Genomic DNA, 11,109 nt, shown 5'->3' on the forward strand with positions numbered 1-11,109 from the left:
CCGAAATCCGCCCCCTCACCGGAAGAAGTGCACGCGATGAAATTCCTGTTCACCGTCGGCGGCAGCCAGGCGGCCGTCTTCGGCGTCGCCCCCCTCGCCACCGCCGCACGCAGCGCGGGCCACGAGATCCTCCTCGCCGCCGACGAACCCCTGATGGCGGCCGCGCAGTCCGTCGGCCTGCCCGCCGTCTGCATCACACCCGAGCGCATGCGCTACGGACAGGACGCCCTGACCGCCGCCGGCCGCCTCGACGCCCTGCTGGAACTGACCGGGCAGTGGAGTCCCGACCTGGTCGTCGGCGGCCTCTCCCACGTCCCCCGGGTGCTCGCCGCCCGCCTCAAGGTCCCCTACGTCCGCCACATATGGCACATCGCCCCGATGGCCCGCCGCGACCGCACGGCCGTGGCCGAACTGAAGCCGGAACTGGAACGCCTGGGCCTGGCCGAACTGCCGCCCCCCGACCTCTTCATCGACCTGTGCCCGCCGTCCCTGCGCCCGCCCGGCGCCCCCGCCGCACAGTCGATGCGCTGGGTCCCCCGGGTGAGCCAGCGCCGGCTCGAACCGTGGATGTACACCCGCCCCGCCGGCCGCCGCCGCGTCCTGATCACCGCGGGAACCCGCAACCTCATGCTCGACACCCCGGGCAGCTCACTGCGCACCCTGGTCGAGGAACTGACCGGCGCGGGAGCCGAGGTCCTCATCGCCGCACTCCCCGAGGCCGCCGAACAGTTCGGCTCCCAGCTCGGCGACGTCCGGATCGGCTGGATCCCCCTGGACGTGGTCGCCCCCACCTGCGACCTGGCCGTCCACCACGGCGGCGCGACCACCGCCATGACCCTCATCAACGCGGGCGTGCCCCAGCTGATCATCCCCGACAACGGCTACGGCAAGGCCGTCGCCCAGTCCATCAGCGACTTCGGCGCCGCCGTCATGGTCGACCGGCACCGGCCCGAGCCCGGCCGCAGCCCCGACGAGATCACCGCCGCCGGCTGCCACGCGATCCTCTCCGACCCCCGCTACGCCGAGCGGACCCGACTCCTCGCCGAGGAGAGCGCGACGCTGCCCACCCCCGCCGAGGTCCTGCGCGGCATCGAGGCCCTCGCCGCCCGCTGAACCGGAGCGCGGCCGGCCGGTTCCCCGGCCGGCCGCATTCGCCTGCCACGCGCAACGCCCGGGCACGCGCAGCGCCCGGGCACGCGCAGCGCCCGAGCACGCGCATCACCCACGCGCATCACCCACGCGCATCACCCACGCGTATCGCCCAGTCACATCGCCCACGCACATCGCCCTGGGACCGCGGAGAAACTCTCCGCGGTCCCAGGGCGATGGCGCTCAAGCCGCTGGACGGACCCGCCGTCAGATCAGAGCCTCCAGCCGGGGCACGATCTCGGCGGGCGTGGGAAGCGTCGAGATCTCCTTGGCGAGGAACTGCGTCCGCTCGGTGTAGCTCGGGTTCTCCAGCAGCTCCCGGCACGCCGCCGCGATGACCTCGCCGGGCGCCTTGTCGGGCTCCTGCGCCTGCGGCCACAGCGTCTTGCCGGCCCCGAAGCCGCTGATGGCCTTGGCGATGGCCTCGCGGTGGTAGTTCGGCGGGAACTCCGGCGGGTTCTCCGGGATGATCAGCTGCGGCACGCCGTTGGCCATCAGCGTCGTGGCGGTGGTCGCGCCGCCGTGATGGACCGCCAGATCACAGGTGGCGGCGGCGACATCGATCGGGATCCAGCCCACCCGCGCGTCACCCAGCTGCTCGCCGAACCGCTCGGCCGCGCCGGGGGAGGCGGCGATCAGCACCTCGGCCCCCAGTTTGCCCAGCTCGCTCACCAGCAGCGGCATCGACCAGCCCGGCTCACGGAACATCAGGCTGCGGAACCCCGAGGTGATCAGCACGCGGCGGCGGCCCTCGGGACGGGTGTACATCCAGCGCTCCAGCCGGCGCTGCGGGTTGGAGGGGATCCAGCGCAGCGACTGCGCGGCGGGGTCGTGGGCCGGCCGCAGCGACGGAGGCGTCGAGTCCAGCAGCAGATCGGGCTTGAGCAGCCCGTCCACGCCCAGGCGCTCCAGCTCGGGCCGCAGCTCCTCCTCGGCGCCGGGGTCGATGCCGGTGAGCGGGATGCCCAGGTACTCGACCTGACGCACGTAGGGGACCTTGAGGTGCGCGGCGAGCAGCATCGCCGCGTAGCTCTGCGAGCTGCCGACGACCACGTCCGGGGTCCAGTCCTTGGCCAGCTCCAGCAGGGACTTCACCCCCGCCAGACCCATCTGCGCGAAGCCGCGGCCCTGGCCGAACATCTCCTGGTCGCCCAGCTCCCGCGGGAACCGCAGGCCCTTGCCCGGGTTGGTGATCCGCATGAAGTGCCGGATCGGATCGACGGTGAAGCAGAAGGTGGGAAGTCCGATGGCCTCCGCGGTTTCCACCCACGGCTCGTGGGCGGCCAATATGACCTGATGGCCCGCGTTCCGCGCGGCCGTCGCCAGCGGGGCAGCGGCATAGTAGGTGGCCTGGCTGCCCGTGGTTATGAACAGGATTTTCATGGCACTCCGGATGCTTTTCGTGGACGCGGCCTGACGCATTGACGAACATCACCGATGGTCCGCAACGCGCCCTTTCTCTGTCAAACATCCTCAAATGGCAAGCCCGTTCAATTGCGGATTCCGCGCAGTTGAACAAGACATATGACGGCCCCGTTCCGGGCCCTCGCCGTGGCAACATCGAACATTGCGCGGCCCTTGGTGTCCGATCATCATGAGGTCGGAACGTGCGGCGAGGAAGTCCCTGAAAACGGATACCGAAAGTCGGTGGCACCCATGAATACCCTGATCTACAACGCCCGAATGGCGCTCCGTGACGTCATGGAAGTGAATATCTTCACGCAGGGAAACGACAAGGTCTATCTGACCGTTTTCCCCGAGCTGGTCTGGGAGGGCTCCAAGGAGACGCAGTCGGACAAGGTCATCCGGTCCGTCATCGACCGCCTCCACGACATGGACCTGGACGTCGCCGGCGGTGAGGACGCCGTCCGCACCCTCCTGGACTCCGGATCCGTGGAGATCATCCGCAAGGCCGCCTGAAACCGGTGCACCGGGCCCGCACACCCCGTGCGCCCGGTGACCCGATTCCTTGACGAGGAGGTACCACGGCCGTGATTTCCCGCTACGCCCTGCCGGAGATGGCCGAACTCTGGTCCGACCAGGCCCGCTACACCACCTGGGCCCGGGTGGAGGTGCTGGCCTCCGAGGCGCAGGCGCTGCTCGGCCGGGTCCCCGACGCCGCCCTCGCCGACATCCGCCGGGCCGAGGTGCCCTCGGCGGCACGCGTCGCGGAACTCGAACGCGAACGCGACCACGAGATCCTCTCCTTCCTCGCCGCCTTCTGCGAGGACCTGCCCGACGACTCCGCGCGCTGGGTGCACCTGGGCATGACGAGCTACGACCTCGTGGACACCGCCCTGGGCCACACCCTCGCCCGGGCCTGCGACCTTCTGACCGGCGCCGCCGGCCGGCTGCGCGGGGCCCTGGTGGACAAGGCGACCGAGCACTGGGACACGGCGTGCATCGGCCGCACCCACGGCATGCACGCCGAGCCCACCACCTTCGGCCACAAGCTCGCCGGCTTCGCCTTCGCGATCGACCGCTCGGTGCGCCGGCTGACCGACGCACGCGAACAGGTCGCGGTGGGAACCATCTCCGGCTCCGTCGGCACCTACGCCCTGATCGACCCCTTCGTCGAGGAACACGTGTGCGCGGCCCTGGGCCTGGGCGTGGAAGAGGCACCCAGCCAGGTCGTTGCCCGCGACCGGCACGCCCAGCTCGTCCAGGCCGTCGCGACCCTCGGCGCCTGCGTCGAGCAGATCGCCGTCGAGATGCGGCTGCTGTCGCGCACCGAGGTCCGCGAGGTGGAAGAACCGCGCACCGCCGCCTACCAGGGCTCCAGCGCCATGCCCCACAAACGCAACCCGACCACCGGCGAGCGATTGACCGGGCTGGCCAGGCTGCTGCGCGGATACGCCGGGACGATGCTGGAGAACGTGGCACTGTGGCACGAGCGGGACCTGTCGCACTCCTCCGTCGAACGGGTCGTCCTGCCGGACGCGTTGACCGTCGCGCACTACCAGGTGAGCGCGGCCACCGACCTCGTACAGGGACTGCAGGTCTTCCCCCACCGGATGCGCACCGCGATCGACGCGACCGGCGGACTGGCCTACAGCTCGGCCGTCCTGGCGGACCTGCTGGAGGCCGGCAGCGAGCGCGAGCGCACCTATCGCACGATCCAGGACGCCGCCAACGGCGAGGACTTCCTCGCCGGCCTGCGGGCCCAGGGCATCGAGACCGGCCCGCTGGAACCCGAGCGGTTCCTGACCCACCACGACGTCATCCACAAGCGATTGGACAAGCTGCGTGAGCTGGAGCATTGAGCGGGAGAACGGATCCGACCTCGACCTCGCCGACGTGCTGCGGGTCTACGAGGAGTCGGGCCTCGGCGAACGCCGGCCCGTCCAGGACACCCAGCGCATGGCCGCCATGGTGCGCGGCGCCAACCTGGTCATCACCTGCCGCGTCGACGGCGAACTGGTCGGCATCGCGCGCAGCGTCTCGGACTTCTCCTACGTGACCTACCTGTCCGACATCGCCGTCGTCCGCGCCTACCAGCGCACAGGCATCGGCCGGCAGCTCATCGACGCGACCCGCAAAGAGGCCCCCCAGGCCAAGATCGTCCTGCTGTCGGCCCCCGCGGCGGCCGACTACTACCCGCACATCGGCTTCACCGCCCATCCCTCCGCCTGGGTCCTCAACCCCTGAACCCCTGAACGGCCCGCCCCGACCCGGATGCCCGCGCCGCCCCACCGGCGCGGGGCGTTGGCAGGTCCGGGTCCGCGCACAAAAACCCCTGTGCGCCGGCTCGCACACCTCTGCGATCATCCCCGGATGGCGCACAGTCTCGAATCGCTGGTCATCCGGCACACCCACCGCCTTTCCTCCCCCAAGGGCTCCGCCGGTCAAGGAGCCGGTGCCGCGCGGCAGTTCGACGCGGCGCTGACCTCCGTGGGCTTCAAGCTCTCGGCGGAGCTGCTGGAGCGGTTGTCGGGGCTGTCCGAGGACGCGGTCGTGCACACCGCCAGGCGGACGCTGCGCACCGTGAGCGAGATGGTGGGCGACCACGTCCGGCACAACGTGTACTTCATCGACTTCCCGGCGAACGTGCCGGACACCGAAGAGTTCTGGATGAGCTGCGTGGCGAAGGCGCTCGGCGACGAGACGTCGCGCGAGAACGTGCTGACGCAGCTGGCGCACGGGGTGCTGGACCTGCTCAGCCTCCCCACGTACGGCCGTTACCAGCACACCTACGAGGAGATGCTCGCGGCGCAGGACGAGCTGATCGCCTCGGCGGGCGACCGGGTCACCGTCCTGCATCTCGGCCGGGACCTGGACGACGAACTCACCGGCCTCTACCTGGCCCTGGCCGGCAGCACGACCCCCCTGGGCGAGGACGACCTGCGCGACCTCAAGGCCCTCGCCGAGCAGTGCGCGCTCGGCCCCCAGCCGGAGGCGATCCCGGTCCGGGAGAACCGGGCGGTCGTCAACGAGGCCCGGCTCGGCGTCGGGGCGGACCTCCTCCTCGACACCGTCACCGATGTGCTGCGGCTGGCCTGCGCGCTGTCGGGCGGCGACGTGACGCTGCAGGAGCCGACCCGGTTCCGGGCGCTGTCGCGGCCGCTGCGCCGGGCGCTGCTCGCGGGTCTGGACGCCGTGGTCGCGGCGAACCCCGCGAAGCTCGCCGATGTGCACGCGCACCGCGAGCCCTTCAAGCGGCTCGGCGAGCGTCTCCACCCGCACGAGTACCCGCGCTGGCCGCACGCCGCCGACGTGTTCGCGGTCGCTCGGGGCGAGAAGGAGGCACGGTCCTTCGACAGCCGGGTCGAGAAGCTGCTCGACGAGTTCGACGTCCTCGGTGCGGTGAAGCTGCTGACGTCCGCTCCCGGCAAACTGTTCCGCGCCCTGGACCTCCTGCTGCGCATCGCCGCCGACCAGGACGAGCGGGACGCGGTGGTGGCCGCCGCGGTGCGGGTCGCTCCCGACGTCTCCGGCCGGGTCGTGCTCTCGGTGCGCGAACACCTCCACAACCGGGAGCGGGAGAGCGACGAACCCCGCATCTTCGTCAACCGCCGGGGCCGCGCATGGGTGACCCCCGACTTCCGGCCGCCGGTACCGGCCGCGGACCGCGATCGTCTGATCGCCGCCCTCGACGCCGAGATGCGCCGCCGGCTCCCGGCGCCGGGCCGGCTGCTGCTCGACCCCGACGTCCTCGACGTGGCGCTTCCGCTCAGCGGCCGGGCGACCGCGGCCGGGCTCGGCGTACTGCCGCGAGGCTCGGTCTCGGCGGTCGACGGCGAACAGCTGCGCTTCTTCGTGTACTGGAAGGAGACCGAGGACCGGACCGACTACGACCTGTCCGCGCTGCTTCTTCACGCCGACTACAGCACCGATGCCTGGCTCTCCTACACGTCCCTCACGGCCGTCGGGGGCAAGCACTCGGGCGACATCACCGAGGCGCCCGACGGGGCCTCGGAGTTCATCAACCTGTCCCTGGACCGGGTGCGCAGCACCTTCATCGTTCCGCAGGTCAACATCTACGCCGGCGAAAACTTCGAGGAGGTCGAGGAGTCGTTCTTCGGCTTCATGCTGCGCGACGGTGAGCACAAGGGCCGGCCGTTCGAGCCGCGCACGGTGCGGATGAAGTCGGAGCTGCGCGGGGTGGGCCGGGTGGCGCTGCCGCTGGTGTTCCGGCGCGGGGACGACGGCCGGTGGCGCGCGAAGTGGCTGCACCTGTATCTGAAGGGCATCTCGTCGGCCAACCGGGTCGAGGAGAACCAGGTGTCGGTGTCGAAGGTGGTGCGCGCCATCGTGGAGCGCGAGCAGCTGACGGTGGCCTACCTGATCGACCTGATGTCCGGCGACACCACGGACGTGGACCTGTGGGACGGCGAGCCGGTCCCGGACGAGCCCGTGACGTACATCGGCCTGGAACGTCCCGAGGGACTGCACCCGGACTCCCGGATCATCACCCTCGAAAATCTGCGCGACTTGATTCCGGGCTGAGTGCTAGCGTTGCCGACGGCGAGGCCATGAAAGGGCTTCCTTCTCATTCCTTTCCGAAAACGAGTTCTTTCGCTTTCCTCGCCGTCGACTTCGACTGGGAGGCGCCCGCGTGGCGCCTCCCAGTCTTTTTGTGTGCGCCGGGTCGCGTCGTCAGCGGTCCGAACGGCCGACAGCCCTTGGTGCGCGGCCCGCAGCACCCGGTCAGTGATGGTGGCCGCCCGCGTTCAGATGGGCGGCGGGGCTGACCACCAGGGGGCGGACCATGTGCTGTTCGTGCTCCAGCATGTGGCAGTGGTGCACGCCCCGGCCGACGACGGGGAAGCGGACCGCCACGGTGACCAGTTCGCCCGGGGTGCCGTTCGGGCCGGGCGTGATCTGGCCGGCCGTCCCCACCCGGACCGTGTCCTTCTCCCCGCGTTCGTGCGGCTCCAGTTCGGCCGCCGCCTTGAACGCGATCGGCCGCGACGAGCCGCGGGTGACCCGGTCGAACCCGGTGATGTCGTAGTTCTCCCGGGACAGCACCTGGAAGTGCGCCAGGTGGATGTGCATGGGGTGGGGGGAGGCGGCGAGGTTGAGGTACTTCCAGATCTCCACCCCCTCGTGCGCCGCGGTGAACGTCGCGCCGTCGTCGTAGGCCATCGCCGTCCTGCGCAGCGTGACGAGCGTGCCGTCGGCGTCCTTGACCTGGACGATCCCGGCGGCGGGCAGGGTGACGTCCTGCGCGTCGGTCTCCTCCATCTCCCACAGTTCGGGCATGTTCTGCGTGCCGGGGCCCACCAGCACCACCCAGCGCGGGGCCTGGTCGTGCGGCAGGTCGTGGTGGCCGACCCGGGTGAAGGTGGGGGAGAGGACCTCGGGCAGCGTGAACTTGGCCGAGGGCCTGCGGTCGGCGACACGGAACTGCATCACATCGGGTTCCAGCAGGTCGTTGCGCTTGTTGGACTCGCCCGGCGTGACGCCCTGCAGCGTGTTGACCAGCTTGAGGGTCTGCCCGCGGAACGCCTGGAAGTCGACCAGGACGTCGGCGCGTTCACCGGGGGAGAGGTTGAGCGCCCCCTCGACCGCGAGCGGCTCGCCGAGCAGCCCCTGGTCGGTCCCGATCACCTTCAGCGCTCCCGCCACGGGCCGGCCGTCGGCCAGCAGCATCAGCCGGTAGATCCGGGAGTTCGCGGTGTTGACGATCCGGAACCGGTACCAGCGCGGGTCGACCTCCAGATGGGGCCAGATCACCCCGTTGACCAGGGTGTAGGGGCCCGCGTGCGGGCGCATGAGGCGCTGCGCGCCGACCATCTCCACCTTGTGCAGCAGCCGGCCGGTCGGCGCGCCCGAGGCGTCCGTGTCGAAGTTGCGGTCGCTGAGGATCAGCGGCACCTCGTGCCGGCCGCTCGGCAGGTCCAGCGCCCGTTCCTCCGCGTTGCGGGTGATGAACAGGCCCGCCAGGCCCGCGAACACGCTGAAGCGGCTCACGTGGTGGGTGTGGTCGTGGTACCAGAGCGTGCCGGCGGCCTGGTCGTTCGGGTACGCCGACAGCTGGACGTCGCCGGGAGCCAGCAGGTTCTCCATCCAGCCGTCGTTGCCGCCGCCGGTCAGCATGCCGTGCAGGTGCACCGCGGCCCACGGCTCCAGGCCGGCCACCCCGGACACCTCCTGGCAGCCCTGCGTGCCGGGGTAGTTGGACAGCGGGTCGGGGGAGGGGCCGGTGGCCAGTCCGAAGTCGACGGCGGTGACCGGCAGAGTGCCGGTCAGACGGTTCTCCCACGCGACCCGGAGCCTGCGGCCGCGGACCGTCTCGATCGTCGGACCGGGGTAGGCGCCCTCGTACGTCCACATCCGCACCGGCGGGAGCTGCGAGTGCACGGTGATGTCGGCGGTGCGCATCCGCACGGTCAGCTCGTCGTGGTCGCCGCGCTCGCGCGGGCGCAGCACCGGCGGCATCCGCAGCGGGTCGGTGAACTTGGTCAGCCCCAGCCCGGCCGCCGACGGCTCGGGCCCGCCGGGGGCCGCGCCGACGGGCGAGGCGAACACGGGCGCGGATCCCACCAGGGCGCCCAGGCCCGCGACGGCTCCGCCCCGCAGCAGCGTACGACGGTTGACTCGGGGCCCCTGGGGCCGCTCCGGTATACCGGCAGATGCAGTCTCCATCCCCGCGACGTTAGGGACGGCCGCTCCATAGAAGCTCGAACTCCGCTCCAGCACAGGCCTGCCGGCCCGCTCTACAGCGCGGCGGCCCGCTCTAGAGGGCGGCCATCTCCGTGTCCCGGTGCACCAGCGCGGTGTAGCGGCCGCCGAGGGCGAGGAGTTCGTCGTGGGTGCCGCGCTCGGTGATGCGGCCCTGCTCCAGCACGATGATCTCGTCGGCGTCGCGGATGGTCGACAGGCGGTGGGCGACGGTGATGGTGGTGCGGCCCTCGCTCGCCGCGTCGATGGCCTTCTGGACGGCCCGCTCGGTATGGGTGTCCAGGGCGCTGGTGGCCTCGTCGAGGACCAGGACCGGCGGGTCGCGCAGGATGGCCCGGGCGATGGCCAGGCGCTGCTTCTCCCCGCCGGAGAACCGGTAGCCGCGCTCGCCGACCACCGTGTCGTAGCCGTCGGGCAGCGACATCAGATAGTCGTGGATGTGCGCGATCCTCGCGGCCGCGACGAGTTCCTCGTCGCTCGCGTCGGGCTTGGCGAAGCGGAGGTTGTCGGCGACCGTGGCGTGGAAGAGGTAGGTCTCCTGGGAGACGACGCCGACCGCGGCGGCCAGCGTGTCGAAGGACAGGTCGCGCACGTCGACGCCGTCGATGGTGACGGCGCCGGCCGTCGCGTCGTACAGCCGCGGCACGAGATAGCTCAGGGTGGTCTTGCCCGAGCCGGTCTCCCCGACGATCGCCAGGCTGCTCCCGGCGGGCACGCTCACGTCGATCCCCTCCAGCGTCGGCCGCCCGGCCCCCGCGTAGGAGAACCCGACCCCCCGCAGACGCACGTCGCCCCACAGCGCGGCGGGGACGACGGGATGCCGCGGCTCGGCGACGTCGACGGGCAGGTCCAGGTACTCGAAGATACGGGCGAACAGCTCCAGCGAACTCTGGATGTCCAGCCCGATGGTCAGCAGCCGCTGCGCCGGCCGGAACAGGGTCTGCTGCAAGGTGGTGAAGGCGACCAGGGAGCCCAGCGAGATCGCCATCCGCCCGCCGTGCGCGGTCAGTCCCGCGACCCAGTAGATGACCGCGGGCATGGACGCCATCACGATCCAGATCGTCGACTGGTACCACAGGCCCGCCGTGCTCGCCCGGACCTCGATGGCGGTGAGCTTGCGCGACTGCGCGGCGAAGGTGTCGGTCAGCGAGCGGGAACGGCCCATGGTGTGGCCGAGCATGATCCCGCTGACCGACAGCGACTCCTGCACCATCGAGGACAGGTCGGCGAACTGGCGCTGCCGGTCACGGGTGATGGCGCGCCGCTCGTCCCCGACGTGCCGGCTCACCCACACGAACGCCGGGAGCATCACCAGGGAGGCGATCGTCAGCCGCCAGTCGAGGATGGTCATGGCGGTGGTGGTGGCGATGACGATCGTCAGGTCGGAGACCAGCGCGGTGGCGGTGGTCGTCACGGTGACCTGCATCCCGCCGATGTCGTGGGCGATGCGGGACTGCACCTCGCCGGTGCGGGTGCGGGTGAAGAACGCCAGCGACATGCGCTGCAGATGCGCGTACACGGCGGTGCGCAGATCGTGCATGACGAGCTGGCCGACCTTGGCGGAGACATGGGTCTGCCAGACGTTGAACGAACTGGTGGCGATCGACACGACGATCATGCCGAGGGCCAGCAGCGACAGCAGACCGGTCCGGCCCTGCGGCAGCGCCACGTCCATGATCGCGCGGATCAGGAACGGGTTGACGAGGGAGACCAGGGACGAGCCCGCGACCAGGAACGCGACGAACAGCAGGTTCTTGCGGTAGGGGCCGAACAGCCCGAGGATGCGTCGCTTCTGCACGGGCGGTAGAGCCGTGCCCGACCCGGTGGTGGTCACCT

At 71.0% G+C, this 11,109-nt stretch carries 8 protein-coding genes; 5 read left to right on the forward strand and 3 right to left on the reverse strand.

Annotation, left to right across the window (positions count from 1 at the left end; genetic code table 11):
• Positions 1 to 36 precede the first annotated feature (36 nt).
• Positions 37 to 1,113: a nucleotide disphospho-sugar-binding domain-containing protein gene (locus OG788_RS45350; RefSeq protein WP_351544548.1), complete on the forward strand. Its 1,077-nt coding sequence runs from the start codon at positions 37 to 39 to the stop codon at positions 1,111 to 1,113.
• A gap of 243 nt (positions 1,114 to 1,356) precedes the next feature.
• Here OG788_RS45350 and OG788_RS45355 read toward each other — a convergent pair whose 3' ends face one another.
• The gene (locus OG788_RS45355) at positions 1,357 to 2,532 is read right to left on the reverse strand and encodes a glycosyltransferase (protein WP_266766225.1); all 1,176 of its coding nucleotides are present in this window, start codon (positions 2,530 to 2,532) and stop codon (positions 1,357 to 1,359) included.
• Between the two features lie 273 nt (positions 2,533 to 2,805).
• Here OG788_RS45355 and OG788_RS45360 point away from each other — a divergent pair, with 273 nt between their 5' ends.
• The 4 genes from OG788_RS45360 to OG788_RS45375 all read left to right on the forward strand — a co-directional run bounded on the left by OG788_RS45360 (position 2,806) and on the right by OG788_RS45375 (position 7,095).
• Positions 2,806 to 3,069 carry a hypothetical protein gene (locus tag OG788_RS45360; protein ID WP_266766313.1) on the forward strand — a complete coding sequence of 88 codons (264 nt, stop codon included), beginning with the start codon at positions 2,806 to 2,808 and terminating at the stop codon, positions 3,067 to 3,069.
• 71 nt (positions 3,070 to 3,140) lie between these two features.
• Positions 3,141 to 4,412 (forward strand): adenylosuccinate lyase, encoded by a 1,272-nt coding sequence (gene purB, locus OG788_RS45365; protein ID WP_406368624.1) that lies wholly within the window; start codon positions 3,141 to 3,143, stop codon positions 4,410 to 4,412.
• Positions 4,396 to 4,797 (forward strand): GNAT family N-acetyltransferase, encoded by a 402-nt coding sequence (locus OG788_RS45370; RefSeq protein WP_266766223.1) that lies wholly within the window; start codon positions 4,396 to 4,398, stop codon positions 4,795 to 4,797. Before purB ends, OG788_RS45370 begins: the two co-directional genes overlap by 17 nt.
• Positions 4,798 to 4,923: 126 nt before the next feature.
• Positions 4,924 to 7,095 carry a TerD family protein gene (locus OG788_RS45375; protein WP_406368622.1) on the forward strand — a complete coding sequence of 724 codons (2,172 nt, stop codon included), beginning with the start codon at positions 4,924 to 4,926 and terminating at the stop codon, positions 7,093 to 7,095.
• A gap of 201 nt (positions 7,096 to 7,296) precedes the next feature.
• Here the strand turns inward: OG788_RS45375 and OG788_RS45380 are convergent, their stop codons facing one another.
• Together OG788_RS45380 and OG788_RS45385 are read right to left on the reverse strand one after the other, a co-directional pair.
• Positions 7,297 to 9,237, reverse strand: a complete 1,941-nt coding sequence (locus tag OG788_RS45380; protein WP_406368620.1) for a multicopper oxidase family protein — start codon at positions 9,235 to 9,237, stop codon at positions 7,297 to 7,299.
• Between the two features lie 91 nt (positions 9,238 to 9,328).
• On the reverse strand, positions 9,329 to 11,107 hold the full coding sequence (locus OG788_RS45385) for an ABC transporter ATP-binding protein (RefSeq protein WP_406368618.1): 1,779 nt from the start codon (positions 11,105 to 11,107) through the stop codon (positions 9,329 to 9,331).
• Positions 11,108 to 11,109: the final 2 nt, after the last annotated feature.

The sequence above is a fragment of the Streptomyces sp. NBC_00647 genome (genome assembly GCF_045207245.1).
Lineage (GTDB): Bacteria > Actinomycetota > Actinomycetes > Streptomycetales > Streptomycetaceae > Streptomyces.

What these genes read in the sequence shown, in the direction of transcription:
- OG788_RS45355 (WP_266766225.1), bottom strand. Translation starts at nt 2,532, where the DNA reads ATGAAAATCCTGTTCATAACCACGGGCAGCCAGGCCACCTACTATGCC.
- OG788_RS45375 (WP_406368622.1), top strand. Translation starts at nt 4,924, where the DNA reads ATGGCGCACAGTCTCGAATCGCTGGTCATCCGGCACACCCACCGCCTT.
- OG788_RS45380 (WP_406368620.1), bottom strand. Translation starts at nt 9,237, where the DNA reads ATGGAGACTGCATCTGCCGGTATACCGGAGCGGCCCCAGGGGCCCCGA.
- OG788_RS45360 (WP_266766313.1), top strand. Translation starts at nt 2,806, where the DNA reads ATGAATACCCTGATCTACAACGCCCGAATGGCGCTCCGTGACGTCATG.
- OG788_RS45350 (WP_351544548.1), top strand. Translation starts at nt 37, where the DNA reads ATGAAATTCCTGTTCACCGTCGGCGGCAGCCAGGCGGCCGTCTTCGGC.